Origin of the sequence: Rhodosalinus sp., from assembly GCF_046542825.1 — a bacterium.
GTDB lineage: Bacteria > Pseudomonadota > Alphaproteobacteria > Rhodobacterales > Rhodobacteraceae > Rhodosalinus.
The window spans coordinates 1-18,696 of record NZ_JBKHAQ010000053.1 but is presented as its reverse complement, the minus strand read 5'-3'; the positions used below and the strand labels follow the sequence as shown (position 1 = coordinate 18,696).

The following is an 18,696-nucleotide window of genomic DNA, read 5'->3' as shown; positions in this document are numbered from 1 at the left end:
CCGCCACCGCCGCGCCCGTGACCGAGGGGTTGGGATAGGGGCCGCCGAAGGCGTGAAAGTGCCGCTCCGGCGTCCAGACCGCGCAGAAGCCGTTTTCGTCCGCGATGCGCGCCCCTTCGAGCAGCAGGCGATACTTGTCGCGCCCCTCACCGTCGTCGTTGCCCCAGTAGTAGAGGCTGAACTGCATCGACTGGTCCTCGACCGCGACGGGGCCGGAGACCAGCGCGCGCGCCTCGTCGCCCATCAGCACCAGCTTGAAGCCGCGCGCCAGCGTCCAGAAAAGCTCCAGCACCGAGATGTCGAACGACAGCGAGGTGACGGCCAGCCAGACACCCGGCGGGTCATGGTCGATCACCGCGTCCATGCCGGTGAAGAAATTGGCGACGTTGCGATGCTCGACCATCACGCCCTTGGGCCGGCCCGTCGAGCCGGAGGTGTAGATCAGATAGGCAAGGTCATCGGGCGTGGCGCCGCCCTCGGGCGCAGTCTCCGGCGCCGCCGCCAGCCGCGGGTCGATGTCCAGGCACAACGTCTGCGCGCCATGCGGCGGCAGTTCGGGCTCCACCGCCGATTGCGTGACCACGATCGATGCCCCGCTGTCCTCCAGGTAGAGCGCCAGCCGGTCCTTCGGATAGGCCGGGTCGAGCGGCAGATAGGCGCCGCCTGCCTTCAGGATCGCGAGCGCGCCCACCAGCAGGTCGGGCGAGCGCCGCGTGGCAAGGCCCACCACCGCGCCCGGCGCCACGCCCATCTGCCGCAGCACATGCGCGGCGCGGTTGGCGCGGGCGTCGAGTTGGGCATAGGTGAGCGTCACGGCCTCGTGGACCAGCGCGGGGGCGTCTGGCATCGCCCGCGCCTGCCGCTCGAAGAGCGTGTGGATGCAGGCGGCGTCGAAAGGCGTTCCGGTCGCGTTCCAGCCGTGCAGGACGGCGTGGCGCTCCGCCGCTGGCATCGGGGCGATTGTGCCGATCTTCGCATCCGGAGCGATCTCCATGCGCGCCAGACGCTCGAAACGCGCGGCCAGAAGCTCCGCAAGTCCCGCGTCGAGCGCGTTTGCATCAAAGCGCAGAGCGGGCGCGCGCCCCAGCGCCAGCGTCACGACCGTGCCGGGAATCAGCCCTGCGTCGTCCGACAGGTCGAGCCCGACCTCCGGCACGCTGCCGTCGAGCTCGGGCATCCGCGCGGGCAGGTCCAGCGCGAAGGCGCCGGCGCGGCGGGCGCGGGCAAGCTCGCGCGCGACCCCGGCCTCCGCCTGCGCGCGCGTGTCGTTCTCCGCCGCGTCCAGCCGCACCGGAACCCAGTCGCTGATGTGGCCCCGCCACCTGAGCGCGGCACTTTCGGCGTCCCGCAGGGCGAGGTCCGCGTGATCGCGCCCCGTGCTGCGCGCGGCCCAGAGGGCAGCGAGAAAGGCCGCGCGGTCAGGGTCCAGCGATGGCAGGGCGAGCGGACGCGCGACCGTCTCGCCGCCCCGGCCTCGCAGCGGCAGGCCGCCCGGCTCCAGCGCGGCGAGGCGGCGGCGCACGAAGGACTCCATCGGCGCGATACGGGCGATGCGGCGGGTCAGGTCGTCGGCCTCGTCGCGGGCCAGCGCGTCGAGGCGGTCGCCGGGCGCGGCGATCCCGGTGGCCGTGACATCCGCGCCGTCCCCGCTGCGCAGGCGCGACAGCCGCACGGCGCCATCGGCGCAGGCCACGGTCAGGGCCTCGGGCTCCGCTGCCAGAACCTCGCCCGGCGCGCCGGTGCCCGAGACCACCTCGGCCGCGCCGACCAGCCAAACCGTGCCGCCCTTTGCGATCTTCGGGCAGGCGAGCGGATTGGCATAGTCGCCGTGATCCAGCGCGCGCACCAGCCGCAAGAGCGGCTCTGCCGGTTGCGAAAAGTCCAGCCGCGCCGCCGCGCGCGGCCGGTCGGCAAGGCCGAAGTAGCTGCGCGATGCGGCCTCCTGCGGCCGGCCCGCCGCGCCCCGCTCCAGCGCGTCGAGCAGGTCTGGAAAGCTGTCCATGCCGGCTTCGTAGGCCTTGGCGTTGGCGGTCAGCGCCGTGTCCTCGGGCGCAAGGTCGAACAGGCGCTGCGCGAGGATCGCGCCGGTGTCGATACCGTCGCCGATCAGGTGCCAGGTGACGCCGTGGCGAGGCTCTCCGTTCATCAGCGCCCAGACCGGGGCGTTGAGGCCCGCGTAGGCCGGCAGCGGCCCATCGTGGAAGTTGACCGCGCCGCGCCGGGCGCGGTTCAGCACCGCGTCGGGGATCAGGTCGAGGTTGGCGATGGAAAGAAGCCAGTCGGCTTCGGGCAGCCGGTCGGCCAGATCGGGGCCCGGCGCCTCGACCCGCAGGCCCTCTGCCTGCGCCCAGTCCGCCACCGCCGGGTGGCGCGTGACGACCGCGGCCAGCCCATGCCCCCGCGCCAGCAAGGCTGCGCCGCATTGCAGCGCCAGCGTCTCGTTGCCGATCAGGATCGCGGTGAAGGGAGTCATGGCGTCTCTCCAAGCGGGCGCGCGGCGGGCGCGATGCCCCCGCGCGGCGTGCGCCGAACCAGCGCGCGCAGATCGTGGGCCAGCAGGTCGCGCAGGAAGTGCGGCGGGTCGATGGCGGGCTTGCCCTGCACCAGCCGCCGCAGACGCCAGAGCGCACCGCCCGTCAGATGCCCGAGCGTCGCCGCAGCCGCATAGGCCCGGCCATGGGTCTTGGCGAAGTAGTGCCAGCGCGAATCGAGCCAGAAGCCCGGGATGCGGTCCCATTTCTTCATGCCGGTCGAGGCGGAGCCCACATGCGCCACGCGGCTTTCGCGGACGTAAAGCGTGGACCAGCCCGCCCGTGCCGCACGCTGGCATAGGTCCGTCTCTTCGAAGTAGAGAAAGAAGGTCTCGTCGAAGAGCCCGATCTCGTCCAGCACCGCGCGCCGCATCATCAGGCTCGCGCCGGCCAGCCAGTCCACCCGCCGCGTCGCCTCGGGTATGCCGAGCGGCACGGTGTGATCGCCCAGCAGCCGCGTGAGCGGCCCCAGACGCGCCGCCCCCTCCAGTTCCGAAAGGATCGAGGGGAAGCGGAAGGCCGTGACATGCGGTTGCCCGTCGGTGCCGTGGATGTAGCTGCCGGCGAAGCCGATCTTCGGGTCCGCCTCCAGCGCCTCCAGCAGCAGGCGAATCGCGTCGGGTGCCGGAAAGGCGTCGGAGTTCAGGATGTAGACGTAGTCCGGCGCGGTTCCGTCCGACAGGCCCGCGCGGATCGCCACGTTGTTGCCGGCGCCGAAGCCGCCGTTGCGGCCCGACTGGATCACGCGCACGCGGTTGCCGTCCGTCCAGCCGCGTGCCGCGGCCGCGTCCCGCAACCGCTCGAAAGAGCCGTCGCGCGAATCGTTGTCGACGATCGCCAGTTCGCCCGCGATCCCCTCCATCGCCCGCAGCGCGGCCTCTGCGGCTTGCAGGGTCATCTCCGCGGTCCGGTAGTTGAGCAGGATGGTCAGCAGCCTGGGCATTCGGGTCACTCCGCGGCCTGACGCGGAGCGGGCCGCACGGTCACCATGCCCGCCGCCTCGCGCTCGGCCGCCTCGATGGCGCGGCGCATCCGCTGCGCCAGCACCCGCGCGTTGGGCTCCAGCACCATGGAATCGTGATCGCCCGGCACCTCGTGCACCTCGACCCCCGGCACCCAGGCCCCCCAGCCGTTGTCGGGGGAGAGATAGGCGCGTTCTTCGCTCACCGGCCGCCCACCCGAGACGATCCAGCGCGGCTGCAGCGCGGGGCGGAAAAGAGCAACCCGCCCGTCCCACGGCGCCATCCGGTAGCGCGACAGCGCGTCGTGAAAGGCCGCCTCGATCTCGGCGTCGTGAAAGGCGTGCTCGGCCGACGGCCCCGCCTCTGCCTTGGCGCGCATGGCATGTTTGTAGCGTATCTTGCCCGCCAGCCATTTCGCCGGGTAGCGCAACCCGTGGCGCTGCAGCTCCTGCCAGTGGATCAGCAGCCTGTCGCGGCGCGACAGGTCGTGCCGCCCCGGCAGCGGCGTGTCCAGCAGCACGACCAGCGCCACCTCCTCTCCGGCCGCGGTCAGCTGGCGCGCCATGTCGTAGGCGGTAAGCCCCCCGCCCGAGAAGCCGCCCAGCAGGTAGGGGCCGTGCGGCTGAACCTGCCGGATCTCGGCGATCATGTCGGCGGCGGCCTCCGACAGGTCGCGGTGCGGCTCGGCCCCGCCGTAGAGACCGCGCGCCTGCAGGCCGTAGAAGGGGCGGTCCGTGCCCAGCAGATGGGCCAGATGCCGCAGGTTCAGCACGTTGCCGAACATGCCCGCGACGAGGAAGAAGGGCGTCTTCGGCCCGCCCTCGCCCTCGTGCATGGGAACGAGGTGCGTGAAGCGGCGGACCGTCGCGGGTTTCGGCGTCTGCCCGGCGTCCTCGCCCGCGCCGCCGGTCTCGGCGTCGATCAGCGCGGCGCAGGCGCGGATCGTCGGCGCCTCGAACAACACCGAGATGGGCAGGTCCACGCCGAACCGCTTGCGGATCTGCGCGAAGAGCCGCACCGCGATCAGGGAATGGCCGCCAAGGTCGAAGAAGCTGTCCTCGGCGCCGACCTGCGCCACACCCAGAAGCTCGCTCCAGAACTGGGCCAGAACCTCTTCGGTGGGCGTCTCGGGCGCGACGTAGTCGCCTTCGAGCGCCGGGCGGTCGAAGCGCGCGCCGCTGCCCGTCGCCGCATCGGACACGCGGGCCTGCGCCACCAGCGCGTCGAGCGGCAGGGAGCTGACGATGACCTGCGGCGCGTCGCTGCCAAGCGCGCGCAGGAAGGCCTCTGCCCCATCGGCGGGCGTGATGCCCTGTGACAGGTTGTGCGCCAGCCGCTCCTCGGCGGGCGAGAGCGGCGCCTCGGTGCCTGCCTCGTCGTCGAACTCCACCTCGCGCGCGGTTGGTGCGGCGCTGGGCGCCAGCCCACCCTCCATGCGCCGGATCTGGAAGCCCTCGATCTCGACGCAGACGGTGCCGTCGGGCGCGGCAAGCGTGATGTCGAAGCGCGCGGTCGCGGCATCGGCACGGTTGTCGCCCGCGTTGCGCACCCAGCTCACGATCGCGGCCGGAAGCGGCGCGTGCACCCGCAGGCGGCCATAGGTCAGCGGCACCCACAACTCGCGCCCGTCGTAGCCCGCGATCAGCTCCATCGCCCAGCCGGTCGCGATGTCCATGAGCGCGGGGTGCAGGGCATAGCCTGCGTCGCCCGCCGCAGCCGCCGGCAGGCGCAGGTGCGCCACGCCCTCGCCGTCGCCCAGCGCGGTGCGGGTCAGCACGCGCCAGCGCGGGCCGAAGGTGAGATGCGCCTCCTGCGCGCCGGGCATCCCCTGTGCCGCCTCGGCCATGGCGCGGGTGCAGCGCGCCTCCAGCGCGGCGATGTCGAGCGGCTGGGGGGGCGCCATCGGCAACAGCGCCAGCGTGGCCTCCGCCATGCGTGTCCAGGCGCGCCGGCCGTCCACCTCTGCCGCCGCCTGCACCTCCATCGCGTAGCCGGCCGCGTCCCGCCTCAGGCGGACGCGCACCTCGCGCGGCTGTCCGTCCCCGACCTCGAGCGGGCGCAGGAACCACAGGTCTCGGATCTCGAACGGCCCGTCCTCGCCCTGTGCCGCGAGCGCCTCGGCGGCAAGTTCGGGGTAGCCGGTGCCGGGAAACAGCGCGCGGCCGTCGCGCGTGCGGTGCTCGTCCAGCACCCAGCGGTTGGCGGTCGCCCAGCGCGCGGTCAGCAGGCGGTGCCCGCCCGCGTCGAAGGTGGCGGCGTCGAGCAGCGGGGCCTGCAGCGGCACCACGGGCGGCTCGGGCAGGTCGCCCGTGCGGCGCGCGACGGCCTCGGCGGCCATGCCGACCTCTGACCAGATGCCCCAGTTCAGCGCGAGAACGCGCGTCCTGCCGCCTCGCCGGCTGCGGGCGTAGGCGTTGAGATACTCGTTGGCGGCGACGTAATCGACCTGTCCCGCAGGCGCGGTGACGGTCGAGGTGGAGGAGAACAGCACCATCCAGTCGAGCGCCCCGTCGGGGAAAAGCGTATCCAGCACCTGCGTGCCGTGCAGCTTGGGGGCCAGCACATCCTCGACCGAGGACAGCGTCTTGGCCATCAGCGGCGCGTCGTCCACCACGCCCGCGGCATGGATCACGCCGGCGATCCGGCCGAAGCGGTCGGTGGCCGCCTCGACCACCTCGCGCATGTCCTCTGCGTTGGTCACGTCGGCCTCGGCCACCATGACCTCGGCGCCCGCGGACTCCAACGCCTGAACGGCGCGGATGCGCCGTGCGACACTGTCGGCGGGTGCGCGGCGCATAAGCTCCGCCGCCCAGTTCGCGCGCGGCGGCAGGCCGCTGCGCGAGACCAGCACGAAGCGGCAGCCGAAATCGCGCGCCAGACGTTCCGCCACGCTCAGCCCGATGCCGCCGAAGCCGCCGGTGACCAGCACGGTGTCACCGGGCTGGACGGGCAGCGCCTCGGCCTTTGGCAGGGGCTCCCGCCCCGCCTCCTGCACAAAGCGGCGCGCGCCGCGCAGCGCGGCGGCGTGTTCGGAAGGCTTCGCCAGAAGTTCCTCGAGCACCCCAAGCGTCAGCGCCTCCATCCCGGCCTCGCGCGCGCCCCGGTGCTTTCGGGCCACGGGTTGCGGCAGCGCCACGTCGAGCGTCGCGCAGGTCACGCCGGGCAGTTCGCGCGGGATCACGCGCGCCGGCCCCGCCACGGTCGCCTTGGCGGGATGCGGCAACGCCTCGTCCCGCACCTGTGCCGCGCCGGAGGTGACGACGGTGATGTGCGGCGGCTCCGGCAGGGTCTCTGCCGCCAGCACCTGTCCCAGGAACAGCAGCGACCAGAAGCCCTGTTCCTGCACCCGGTGAAAGAAGCTGGACCCGGGGCGGAACCCTTCCCCCTCGGTCACCAGCCAGAAATGCGCGATCCGCGCCGGCGCAAGGCCGCGTGACAGCAGGTCGGCCAGAAGCCGTTCGTAGCCCTCGCGCCCCTGTTCGGGAGCGAGGGTGTAGTCCTGATCGCCCAGCCGCGCGAAGGCGTCGCCGGGGCGCACGCTGACAACCCTGTGCCCCCCGTCGCGCAGCTTCGCCGCCGCGCGGTCGGCCAGCCCGGCCTCGTCGGCGAAGATCAGCCATGTCCGGGGCGGGCCCGTCTCCCCCGCCGCCACGTCGAGCGTGCAGTCGGCGTAGGCGGGTTTCCACCGCAGACGCCAGCCCCAGTTCTCCACGCCCTCGACCCGCATCGGCAGCGTCTCTTCCGCAGCCGCTAGGGGCGCCGCGCGTTCGATGAAATAGGGCGCGTGCTGAAAGGCGTAAGTGGGCAGCACCACGCGGTTGCGCCGCGCCTCGCCCCAGATCTGGCCCCAGTCGAACCGCGCGCCCAGCGCCCAGAGCCGGCCCAGCGTGCCGATGAAATGCACGTCGTCGGGCACCGCCTCTTCGGGGTGGCGCAGGGCATTCACCACCCTGTTGGCCTCGATCCCCGGCTGCGCCTTCGCAAGCGCCGAAAGCGCCTTGCCCGGTCCCATTTCGAGGAAGAGGCGCGAGGGCTCTTCCGCCAATGTCTCCATCCCCGCGCCGAAGCGCACGGTCCCGCGCAGGTGCGCGACCCAGTAGTCGGGGTCCGTCGCCTCTGCCGCCGTGAGCCATGTGCCCGTGCGGTTGGAGATCACCGGGATCTGCGGCGGCGACAGCGGGATCGAGCGCAGGTAGTCGCGGAATCGCTCTAGCACCGGGTCGAGCAGGCGGGAATGCGCCGCGATGTCGATGGCGATGCGCGTGGCCTCGATCCCGTCCTTGGCCAGCTCGGCCTGCAGCCGGTCGAGCGCGGCCTGCGGTCCGGAGGCGACGGAAAGGCCCGGCGCATTCTCTGCCGCGAGGTCCAGATCGGGGCCAAGGCGCGCGCGCAACTCGTCGGCCGGCAGCGCGACGGAGAGCATGCCGCCCCGCTCTGCCTCGTCCATCAGCCGGCCGCGCAGGTGCACCAGCCCGATGCAGTCCTCGAAGCGCATGACGCCGGCGACGCAGGCGGCCGCGTTCTCGCCCATCGAGTGGCCGATCAGCGCGGCGGGCGCGACGCCCCAGCTTTCGAAGAGCCTGGCCAGCGCGACCTCGACGATCATGATGAGCGGCAGCTGCACCGATGGCGTGGTGAGCCGCCGCGCGGCGGGTTCTGCCTCGGCCCCTTCGGCCAGCCAGAGCGCCCGGACGTCGTAGTCGAGCTTTGGCTGCAGCACGTCGAGGCCGCGGTCGATCCAGTCGGCAAAGACCGGCTCTGTCTCGTAGAGGTCGCGCGCCATGCCGACGTATTGCGCGCCGCCGCCGGGGAACATGAAGACCGGCTGCGGCGTGCCGCGCAGCGCGCGGTGGGTGAAGACGCGGGCGCGGTCGCCCGTCTCCAGCAGCGCCGCCGCCTCCGCATGACTTTCCGCCACCACGACGCGGCGATGCTCGAAGGCGCGGCGGCCCTCCTTCAGCGTCCAGGCGACATCGGCGATGTCCTGTTCGGGATGCGCGCGCAGGTGCTCTGCCAGACGCCGGGCGTTGGCCTCGAGCGCCGCTTTCGAGTGCCCCGAGACGGTCAGCAGCTGAAAGGGCCAGTCCGAGGGCTCGGACGCCGCGCGCGCCGGCGCCTCCTCCAGCACGACATGCGCGTTGGTGCCGCCGACGCCCAGGCTGTTGACCCCCGCGCGCCGCGGCCCTTTCGCGCTTTCGAAGGGTGTGAGCCGGTCGTTGACGCGGAAGGGGCTGTTCTCGAAGTCGATGGCAGGGTTGGGCTTCTCGAAGCCGAGGCTGGGCGGGATTTCCCGGTGGTGCAGGGCGAGCGATGCCTTGATCAGGCTTGCAACCCCGGCGGCCGTGTCCAGATGCCCGATGTTCGTCTTGACCGAACCGATGCGGCAATAGCCGGTGGCGTCGGTCGTCTCGCGGAAGGCTTGCGTCAGGGCGGCCACCTCGATCGGGTCGCCCAGATAGGTGCCGGTGCCGTGGCATTCGACGTAATCCACCGTGTCGGCGGTGATGCCGGCGATGGCCTGCGCGTCCGCCACCGCCTCTGCCTGACCGCCCACCGAGGGCGCGAGATAGCCCGCCTTGTCCGAGCCGTCGTTGTTGACCGCGCTGCCCCTGATGACCGCCCAGATGTGATCGCCGTCGGCCAGCGCGTCCGCCAGCCGCCGCAGCACCACGACGCCCGCGCCCGAGCCGAAGACCGTGCCTTTCGCGCGGTGGTCGAAGGCGTGGCACTCCCCGTCGGGCGAAAGGATCTCGCCCTCCTTGTAGAGATAGCCGCGCCCTTGCGGCAGCTCGATCGTCACGCCGCCCGCCAGCGCCATGTCGCATTCGCCGTTCAGAAGCGCCTGCGCAGCGTAATGCGTGGCCACCAGCGAGGTGGAGCAGGCGGTCTGCAGCGTCAGCGACGGGCCGCGCAGGTCGAGGATGTGGGAAAGGCGCGTGGACAGGAAATCCTTGTCGTTGCCCGTGTGGCGCAGCAGGAACATGCCCGTGTCGCGCAGGAGCTCCGGGTGCGAGCAGACGTTGAAGTAGAAATAGCTGCCCATCCCGCAGCCCGCGAAGACGCCCACCGGCCCCTCCACGCTCTCGGGCGGGTGGCCCGCCACCTCCAGCGCCTCCCAGGCGACCTCCAGGAACTGGCGGTGCTGCGGGTCCATGATCGCCGCCTCCTTGGGCGAGAGCCCGAAGAAGTCGGCGTCGAACTGCTCGAAACGGTCGAGCGGAGCGGCGAAGGGCACGTAATCCTTGCGGCGGATGGCGGCGGGCGACTCGCCGGCAGCCAGCAACTCGTCGTCCGTGAGCCGGCGAATCGCGCTGCGCCCTTCCCGCAGCAGATGCCAGTAGCCGTCCAGCCCGGCGGCGCCGGGCAGGCGCGCGGCCATGCCGACGATGGCGATGTCTGTCTCGCCCTCGGTGGCGCGGGGGTCGTCCCGGTTCATCCGTTTACTCGTTCATGCCCGGCATCCCTGCTGACAGAGAATTGGGGGCATTTTGTGGCGCTTTCGGGACTCACTGTCGCTCGACCCGAACCAGGGCCCGAGTTTATCCACGATTGGCCCCGCTGCCACTGTGCCGCTACGTCACAGTGTCGTCGCGCCAAGCGCTGCGACGGCAGCCCGGTTCATCCAGATCGCCCCGGCAGCGAGCACCGTCCCAAGCGCGAAGAAGACGGCATCATGCGCCGGATCCCAGGCGCCCTGATGCCGGGCCAGCCAGATCAGCACCGGATAGGCGAGCAGGGCGCCGGCGCCCTGTGCGAGGAGCGCCCCGAGAAGGCCGGCCAGCTCGAAGCCCAGGGCCAGTCCCGTGAGCATGAGCGCCGCCTGAGTCGCCACGGCGACGAAGAATCGCCTCGAATCGCCCGACGCGAGCGCGGCCTGCGAGTAGGTCAGGCCGATGATCTGCGGCACCTGCATCGCCGCCAGCAGCGTCACCACCCCGCCGGCCATCGCATAGCGCGGGTCGTACAGCAACTCCACCATCCAGGGGCCCAGCCAGGCCAGGACGAGCAGCGCGGCGAGAAGCGAGGCGGTGACGAGGATACGCATCCTGCGCAGCGCGGCGAAATTCGCGGCGCTCTCGCGCGGCGGCCGCTCCCGGTAGATCGGGATCAGCACCTTCGTGATCACCACCTGCCCCAGAAGCAGCGCGAAACTCGCGAGAAAGAAGCCGATGTTGTAAACGCCCAGGGTGTCGAGCGACAGGTAGCGGCCAAGAACGATCTTGTCCCCCTGCGCCAGGAAGAAGCCGGCGACCGTGGACAGGAACACCCATTTCCCGAACCGGAAAAGCTCTGCAAGGGCGGATCGCTCGAACTGCAGCCGGTTGCGTGCGCCCGGCAGGAAGAGGGCGATCAGCGCGAGTTGGACCGCTGCGCCGAGCACCGCGGAGATCACCAGGGCCCAGGGCGACCGGAGCCACAGCGCGAGCCCGAGCGCGAAGCAGATGCCGATCGCCTGCCCCAGCAGGTCCAGCGCGGTGACGCGGCCCAGCCGCAAGTGCCGGTTGGCCGTGTCGTAGCGCGTGGGCCGGAATCCCGCAATCGCCAGCATCAGCCCGGCGACCGGCAGATACTGGGCCAGCATCGGCTCACCGTAGAACAATGCGAGCGGCCCGGCCAGGGCGACGGCGACGCCCCACAGCAGGAAGCCGCGGATCACCTGGATCGTCCAGGCGGTGTCGAGAAATGCCGGATCGTCGCCGCGTCTGCTGTGCAGGATCGACGGCGTGATCCCCACGTCCGAGAACATCGCCAGCCCCTGCAGCACCGCCATGACGATCGCGAGGATCCCGAAGGCTTCGGGAAACAGCAGCCGGGTCAGGATCAGGTTGGAGGCGAGGCGCAGCGCCTGTCCCGCGACGAAGGCCATGGCGGTGAACGCCGAACTGCGCAGCGCCCGCGCGCGCAGCGACTCGCCCAGGATCGCACCCGCCAGGCGGTTCATCGCCCGCGGCTCCATCCCCGCAGGCGTCCGGGCGTCAGCCGCACCGTCGCAGCCACGCCCGCATAGACGGCGAAGGCCATCGGGTCGGCCGCGGCACGTTGCAGGATCGCGCCGGCGCCGAACGAGGGCTTGTCCTCGTTGCGCATGAGATCGGGAAACCGGCGCGCGATCTCCGCCACGCCGGCGTCCTGGCGCCGGCGCACGCGCACAAGGTTCGACCAGCCCTCGACGAGCGGCCATTCGTAGCCAGCGGGCACGCCGATGCGTTCGTGCGGGGCGAAGTTGAGCCGCACGAAGATGTCGTCGGCGATCACGTCCGGAAAGCTGCCCCAGCGCGCGCGGCCCGCAGCGTTGACGGCGAAGAGGCCGCAGCCGGGCACGCCATGCGTCATGAAGGGCACGGTCAGGTAGAAGCGGCGGTAAGCGCGGCTGGCCGTGCTTGCCGGGCGCGGGATGCGGACGCGCCCGCTTGCAAAGGCCGGCGTGTCGCGGTTCAGCGCGGTGACGATCTGACCGAGCAGCGGTTTGCTGACCTTCACGTCTGCATCGAGATAGGCGCGCAGCGCGCCACGGGCAGCGGTGTCGCCCGCGTTGAGGGCCCCGATCTTGCCCGGTGCCGCAAGGTCAAGCACCGTGAGGCGCCAGTCGCGCGCCTCGAACCGCGGCGCGAATCCTTGCGCGCGCTCCACGGTTCGGTCGCGGCAGCCATTTGCGGCCACGACAACGTCCACAGGCAGGTCGAGGGGCATCGCGCTCTCTACCAGCGCCGCGAGGCAGCGGCCGATATGGGCCTCCTCGTTGCTTGCCGGCACGATGACGCTGAGACCGCGCGCAGCGCGTCGCGCACCGGCATCGGGCGCGGCATCGGGGTCCGCGGGGAGAGGCGCATGCGGGATCATGATGGGCGGTCTCGGTCGTCGAACGGCTGGAGTACTGGGCGTCTTGCGTCGCGCGGACAGAGTATCGCGGCAGTGCGGCGAAAAAAGGGAAAAACCGGAGGCCGGCGCATCGGTCGCTCGCACGGACGAAAATCAGCGCAGCGAGCCGGTCAGAAAGATCAGGCCCGGATCCTCCGCGAAGCTGACTTCTTCCACCGAGACGAGGCGCAGGACGACCCTGTCGCGCCCGGCAAGGACGGCATCGCCCTCGGTCTCAAACCTCCACTCGCCCGCGCTGCCGGGCAGATGCGCACGGTCGCGTCCCGGCCCGCCGTGCAGACGGTCGGCACCGCCCCGGCCGTCCAGCACGTCGTCGCCCGGCCCGCCCAGCAGGATGTCCTCCTCCGGTGTGCCCTCGAGCCGGTCGGCACCCTCCGTGCCCTCGCGCAGCACGCCGTGCAGGAAAGTGCCCGGGGCGCGGTCCTCCCACGGCTCGGCCGTCCGGTTGTAGTCCATCAGCACGTCCCAGCGCGGATTCTCGTCCCAGGGGTGCCTTAGCCCGCCCCAGCTTCCCCATCGGCTGGGCCTGGCGACGTCAACATAGTGGTTGAAGAGCGTGCCGCCCGCCGCGCGCCAGCCTTCGAGCAGCGTCTCGTAAAGCGCGGCCATCTCGGGCGTGTAGTTGAACGCCTGAATGAAGGCGGCGAGGTCCGGATCGCTGATCTCGGGGGCGGTGACATGGGTGCCGCCCTCGTACATCACCAGGTCCAGGTCGTAGTGCTCCGCGGCCCGCGCATGATGCGGAAGGACCTCTTCGAGCAGCCGCTCGAGAGAGCCTTCGCGAAGCTCTTCGGCCAGTCGCGCGGTTGCGGCCTGCGCACCCTCCTCGAGCCAGCGGCGCAGGCGCCGGGTGTCCCCTGCGGGGTCGAGCGCCTCGCCGAAATAGCCCGTCACGGCATACAGATCGAAGCTGTCCACCGGCGGCGCCCGCCCTTCCGCAACGGCGAGCGGCGCCTCCAGGATGGCCTCCTCGAGGCCGAGCCAGCCGGTGTGCACCGCGACGACGGTGCGCAACCGCGATTCCGCCTCCTCTGCGAAGACCTCGCGCCAGATGTCGGCGATCTCTGCCGCGCGCATCCCCGCGAACTGCACCCAGCCCGTCTGATCGGCCTCGCCCCAGCGCGCGCGGGCCTGTTCGGCGGCCCAATTCGCCTGGGGAAAGAGGAAGTTCCAGACCTCGTTGGAATACTCCACATGCGCACGCAGCCGCGGGTCGAGATGGTCGCGGACGTACTGCGCGAAGCGGCGCACGAAATCGTCGTTCGCCCGGTGCGGGATCGTGAACCACGGGTCCGCCCCGATCTCGTTGGCCAGCGCCACCATGACCTCGAGCGGCACGCCGCCCGGCAGCATTCCCCAGCTCTGGTAATCCGGGCGCGCGCGATCCTCCCAGCGCTCGAGCTTCGTGTCGCTGGTGTTCATCCAGTTCACGAACCGGACATTTCGCAGGTCCTGCACCCGCGCGATCCAAGCCGGATTGAAGAGCGCGCCCGCTTCGTGCAGCGCCAGGTGTTCCTCGCGCACGAGCGTCATGTCACGGATGTGGTCGCCCGTGCCCTCCGGGTCGGTCGATTTGACCACGACGGCGACCAGCCCCTCGCCCGGCGCGTAATGAAAGACGATCTCGCCGGGGCGCTGGGAGATCAGGCGCGAGCGGCCCGTGACCTCGACATGCCCCGCCCCCTTCCAGCGCAGCGCGTAACGGCCGGCCAGCTGCCCGGCGTCTTCGGGCTGATCGGTGAGCACCAGGGCTTCCAGCCGGGTCGCCCCTTCCGGCAGGCTGCGCGGCCAGCCATCGGCCCCCACATGTCCCGCCTCGCGCAGCGCCTCGGTGCTCCAGCGTCCCCATTCGTCCGCGCTGTGCCCGATCCAGGGACGCGCGGTCTTCATCCTGTCGACGAAGGGATGCTGGACGGACCAGTCCGCCACGCCGTCGAGGTTCGCCCCGAGCCGCGGCACGGCAAGCCCTTCTGCCGGTCCTGCCGCAGCCCCCGGGGCATGCAGCAGCATCGCCGCGGGCAGCAGCGCCGCCAGACACCATTCCGCCAACCTGCGCATCCGTCCCTCCGACCGTCGTTGCCACTGGCAGGATGGCGTGGCGCTGCGCGGGATTCCAGTCCCTCGCCGGTGGCGTGTCCGTGGCCCGCCGTCCGGGCGGATCGGCGGGGCAGGCGGCGCTGCCGCATCGCAGCGTCTCGTGGCTGACGGCCCCGCGCGGCCCGCTCGAGCCGCAGAGCCAGCCGATGGTGTCGTGCGAGTCCCCGGCCGTCTTGCCCGCCATCGCCGCGTTGCGCAGGTGGTCAGGGGCGCCGGCCGGGGGATAGATGTGCGCGCCCACCGCCCGCGACCGAGGCCAGACCCGCGCGGCCCGCAAGGCAGCGCCGGGCATTGCAGGCGGGCAGGGCGCGTTTCACGTCGCCCTCTCGTGCGCGCCAGCGCCCCGGCGTCCATCACCGCCATGCAGGCGCCCTGCGCCGTGCGTTGCAGCATCGGGTGCGCGGGGGCATCGCCCGGGAGCGCCACGCGCCCCGCGGACGCCCTTCTGCGCGAGACCGCAGACGGCGGCGCGGCCGCCGATCCCGCTGCCAGCGATCAGGTAAGGGGCATCGGTCGCGGCGTCATTCCGGTTCGCCGATGGAGAGCGCGATGTCCGCGAGCCCGTCGATGCCCCCGGTAATGCGGTCGCCCGCCACGACAGGTCCGACGCCGGCTGGCGTGCCCGTCATGATCAGGTCGCCGGGGCGCAGGTGGTAGAATTTCGACAGGTCCGCCACGATCTCGGGCACCGAATGGATCAGCTGGTCGAGCGTCGCGTCCTGCTTCACCTCGCCGTTGACCTCCAGGTGGATGCGCTGCGGGCCGAGGGCCGGTATCTCGCCCGCCTTCGTCAGCGCGGCGAAAACCGCCGAGCCCTCGACATCCTTGCCCAGGTCCCAGGGCCGCTGCCTTTCCCGCGCTTTCAGCTGCAGGTCGCGGCGCGTCATGTCCAGCGCGCAGCCGTAGGCGTAGATGGCGCCCGCCGCCTCGTCCGGGGTGACGCGGAAGGCCGGCGCGCCGATCGCCAGTGCCAGCTCCATCTCGTGGTGGAAGTTCTCCGTGCCGGGCGGATAGGGCAGCGTGCCGCCCGAGAACAGGAAGGCCGAGGGCGACTTGGTGAAATAGAACGGCGCCTCGCGGTCCACCTCCACCCCCATCTCGGCGGCATGGGCGGCATAGTTGCGCCCGACGCAGAAGATCCGGCCCACGGGATAGAGGGCGCTTTCGCCCTTCACCGGGATACCGGGCACGTCTGGCGGCTCGAAGATATAGTCGGCCATGAAGCTTCTCCTGTCTGGCCGGCCGCGCCGGCACCTCAAGTGCGGATCACCGTCCCGGCCTCGCCGAGCCGCGTCAGCGCATGGGTCGCGACCGCGGTATCCTGTGCCCCCGTCCCGGTCAGGTCGGCGATGGTGATCTCCGCCTCCGACTGCCGGCCCGGCGCGGCGCCGGTCACCACCTGCCCCAGCTCCGACGGATGCGCGTCGAAGACGCCCGCGGCGCGGGCGGCGCGCAGCTCGCCCATTGCCTCGGCCTGCGCCACGCGGTCGGCTACATAAAGGTGGGCCTTGGCCAGCGCGGCGGGCTCCAGCTCGTTCTTGCCCGGCTGGTCGGAGCCCATCGCGGTGACGTGCAGGCCAGGGTGCAGCCATTCGGCCCTGAGCACCGGAGCCGTCGCGGGCGTCGTCGTCACCACAAGCTGGCTCTCCGCCACGAGCCGGGCGGGATCGGTCGCCACCTCGGCCTCGATCCCCAGCTCCGCGCGCAGATCGGCGGCGCAGGCTTCCGCCTTCTCGCCCGCACGGCCCCAGACCAGCACACGGCGGAAGCCGCGCACCAGCCGCGCCGCCCGGATCTGCAGCCGCGCCTGCACGCCGGTGCCGATCACGCCTGCCGTCTCGACCTGGCGCGGCGCAAGGTGCTTCGCCGCCACCGCGCCGGCCGCCGCGGTGCGGATGTCCGTCAGATACCCGTTGTCGAGGAACACCGCCTGCACCAGCCCGGTCTCGGCCGAGAGCAGGACCATGAAGCCGTTGAGCGAGGGCAGGCCGATCCTGGGATTGTCGAAGAACCCGGGCGAGACCTTGACGGCGAAGCCGTCGAATCCCGGCAGATAGGCGGTCTTGACGTCCACCTCGGCGTTGCGGTCGTGCAGCGCCATGGACATCACCGGCGGCATCACGACGCCTTCGCCCGCCAGCGCCGCAAAGGCGCGCTCGATCGCGGCGACAAGGTCGTGATCCAGCGCGACGGCGGCACGCAACTCGCGCTCGGTCAGGATGCGGATCTCGTGGCCCATCGGCTCCTCCCTCGGCGTCATGCGGCGATCCTGCCCGCTTCGTTCGGCGCTGGAAAGCCCTGCGGGTGCGCCGGCGCCCCGGCGCGCTCAGGCAGCGGCGAGCCGGGAGCCAAGCCGTTCCAGCATCCCAAGGCAGGCGCCGAGCTGATCGAGCGAGACGTATTCGTCGGGCCTGTGCGCCTGTTCGATGCTGCCTGGGCCGCAGACCACCGCCGACATGCCGATCGACTGGAAGAGGCCCGCCTCGGTGCCGAAGGCCACGACCTCCGCGCCGTTGGCGCCGGTCAGCTCCGCCACCAGTTTGCGCGCCTCGTTTTCCGGCATCGGGATCAGGCCCGCGACCTCGCCCACCGTCTCGGTCTCGATCGCGGCCTCGGGGCTGACAGCCCGCATCGCGGGCAGCAGAACCTCTTCGGCGTAGGCGCGCATCGTCTCGGAGACGAAGGGGCCGTCCTCTGGCCGCACGGGACGCGTTTCCCAGTCCACCTGCGCGTGCGCCGCGATGACGTTGTGCGCAACGCCGGCCTCGATCCGGCCCACGTTGATCGTGGACCACGGCGGGTCGAAGGGGCTGTCGGCATTTGCGCGGGCCTGCAACGCGCCGCGCAGCTCCAGCAGGCGGGCGACGTAGCGCGCGGCGTATTCCGCCGCGTTCACGCCCCGCTCGGGGGCGGAGCCGTGGCCGGCCGTGCCGGTGAAGCGCGTGGTGTATTCGCAGCAGCCCTTGTGGCCGTCCACCAGGTGCATCAGCGTCGGTTCGCCGATGATCGCCATCGCGGGCCGGTGTTCGCGCCGCGCCAGTTCCCGTACCAGCGCCTGCGCGCCCAGGCAGCCCACCTCCTCGTCGTAGGTGAAGGCGAAATGCACGGGCCGCGCGAGTTCCGCGGCGGCATAGTCGGGCGCCACGGCCAGCGCGGCCGCGATGAAACCCTTCATGTCGCAGGCGCCGCGCCCGTAGAGCCGCCCGTCGCGCTCGACCATCTCGAAGGGGTCGCTGGCCCAGTCCTCGGCCACGGCCGGCACCACGTCGGAATGGCCCGACAGCACGATGCCGCCGGGCCGGTCCGGGCCTATCGTGGCGAAGAGGTTGGCCTTGTGCCCCGAAGGATCTGTGAAAAGCTCAGTTCTGGCGCCCAGACTCGTCAGCCTGTCCGCCAGATAGGCCATCATCTCCAGGTTCGACTCCGAAGAGACGGTCGGACACGCGATCAGGTCCGCCAATATCGAACGGGCGCGGGACAGCTTGCTCATTTTCCTTGGTGAACATCTTGCGGGGACGGTTGCAAAGGGTTTCTGCGGGCCCCTCCTCGCGGATCAGGATGGACTCGGTGATCTCGAGCCCCCAGTCGCGCATCCAGAGCCCCGGCATGAAGTGGAAGGTCATGCCCGGCATCAGCACCGTCCGGTCCTCGGGGCGCAGCGAGACGGTGCGCTCGCCCCAGTCGGGCGGGTAGGACAGGCCGATGGAATAGCCGCAGCGCCCCTTGCGCTCGATGCCCGCGCGCGCCAGCGCGTCGTTCATCGCGTTGGCCACGCAGCCCGCGGTGTTGCCCGCGCGCGCCGCGTCGAGCCCGGCCTCCAGCCCCGCGACCAGCGCGGATTCCGCTCGCAGCATGTCGTCCGGCGGCGTCCCGAGGAAGATCGTGCGACAGAACGGCACGTGATAGCGGCGATAGCAGCCCGCGATCTCGAAGAAGGTGGCCTCGCCCCCGTTGAATGCGCGCCCGTCCCAGGTGAGATGCGGCGCCGCGGCGTCCGAGCCTGAGGGCAGCATCGGCACGATGGCGGGATAGTCGCCCCAGTGCCCGTCCGCGCCCATGATCGCGTCGCGCCAGGCGTCCGCCACGACCTCGTTCTTGGGCACGCCGGCCGCGGTGCGTTCCACCAGACCGTCGACGATGGTTTCCGAGATGCGCGCGGCGCGGCGCATGAAGACCAGTTCCTCGTCGGATTTCACCGAGCGCTGCCAGTTCACCAGCGCGGTCGC

10 protein-coding genes are annotated in these 18,696 nt (G+C 71.6%); all 10 read right to left on the bottom strand.

Features of this window, described 5'->3' with window-relative positions; all coding sequences use genetic code 11:
• Positions 1–2,473 (bottom strand): AMP-binding protein (locus tag ACLFOB_RS08635; RefSeq protein WP_410925818.1); only part of this gene is annotated, 2,473 nt, incomplete at its 3' end.
• Positions 2,470–3,474, bottom strand: a complete 1,005-nt coding sequence (locus ACLFOB_RS08630; protein ID WP_410925817.1) for a glycosyltransferase family 2 protein — start codon at positions 3,472–3,474, stop codon at positions 2,470–2,472. The genes ACLFOB_RS08635 and ACLFOB_RS08630, both read right to left, overlap by 4 nt.
• A gap of 5 nt (positions 3,475–3,479) precedes the next feature.
• Positions 3,480–9,929: a type I polyketide synthase gene (locus tag ACLFOB_RS08625; RefSeq protein WP_410925816.1), complete on the bottom strand. Its 6,450-nt coding sequence runs from the start codon at positions 9,927–9,929 to the stop codon at positions 3,480–3,482.
• A 141-nt stretch (positions 9,930–10,070) separates the two neighbouring features.
• On the bottom strand, positions 10,071–11,435 hold the full coding sequence (locus ACLFOB_RS08620) for an oligosaccharide flippase family protein (protein ID WP_410917948.1): 1,365 nt from the start codon (positions 11,433–11,435) through the stop codon (positions 10,071–10,073).
• Positions 11,432–12,334, bottom strand: coding sequence for a glycosyltransferase family 2 protein (locus ACLFOB_RS08615; protein WP_410925815.1), 903 nt, complete (start codon positions 12,332–12,334; stop codon positions 11,432–11,434). Before ACLFOB_RS08615 ends, ACLFOB_RS08620 begins: the two co-directional genes overlap by 4 nt.
• 132 nt (positions 12,335–12,466) lie before the next feature.
• The gene (locus tag ACLFOB_RS08610) at positions 12,467–14,422 is read right to left on the bottom strand and encodes a calcium-binding protein (RefSeq protein WP_410925814.1); all 1,956 of its coding nucleotides are present in this window, start codon (positions 14,420–14,422) and stop codon (positions 12,467–12,469) included.
• Between the two features lie 569 nt (positions 14,423–14,991).
• Positions 14,992–15,690 carry a fumarylacetoacetate hydrolase family protein gene (locus ACLFOB_RS08605; RefSeq protein ID WP_410916877.1) on the bottom strand — a complete coding sequence of 233 codons (699 nt, stop codon included), beginning with the start codon at positions 15,688–15,690 and terminating at the stop codon, positions 14,992–14,994.
• 35 nt (positions 15,691–15,725) lie between these two features.
• On the bottom strand, positions 15,726–16,709 hold the full coding sequence (locus ACLFOB_RS08600; protein WP_410925820.1) for a cyclodeaminase: 984 nt from the start codon (positions 16,707–16,709) through the stop codon (positions 15,726–15,728).
• An 87-nt stretch (positions 16,710–16,796) separates the two neighbouring features.
• Positions 16,797–17,930, bottom strand: coding sequence for an acetylornithine deacetylase (gene argE, locus ACLFOB_RS08595; RefSeq protein ID WP_410925819.1), 1,134 nt, complete (start codon positions 17,928–17,930; stop codon positions 16,797–16,799).
• On the bottom strand, positions 17,830–18,696 hold an 867-nt coding region (locus ACLFOB_RS08590; protein ID WP_410925813.1), incomplete at its 5' end, for a M24 family metallopeptidase. The genes ACLFOB_RS08590 and argE, both read right to left, overlap by 101 nt.

Bases quoted from the DNA above. Each gene is read 5' to 3' on its own strand.
- ACLFOB_RS08630 (WP_410925817.1), bottom strand. From the start codon at position 3,474: ATGCCCAGGCTGCTGACCATCCTGCTCAACTACCGGACCGCGGAGATG.
- ACLFOB_RS08625 (WP_410925816.1), bottom strand. From the start codon at position 9,929: ATGAACCGGGACGACCCCCGCGCCACCGAGGGCGAGACAGACATCGCC.
- ACLFOB_RS08620 (WP_410917948.1), bottom strand. From the start codon at position 11,435: ATGAACCGCCTGGCGGGTGCGATCCTGGGCGAGTCGCTGCGCGCGCGG.
- ACLFOB_RS08615 (WP_410925815.1), bottom strand. From the start codon at position 12,334: ATGATCCCGCATGCGCCTCTCCCCGCGGACCCCGATGCCGCGCCCGAT.
- ACLFOB_RS08605 (WP_410916877.1), bottom strand. From the start codon at position 15,690: ATGGCCGACTATATCTTCGAGCCGCCAGACGTGCCCGGTATCCCGGTG.
- ACLFOB_RS08600 (WP_410925820.1), bottom strand. From the start codon at position 16,709: ATGGGCCACGAGATCCGCATCCTGACCGAGCGCGAGTTGCGTGCCGCC.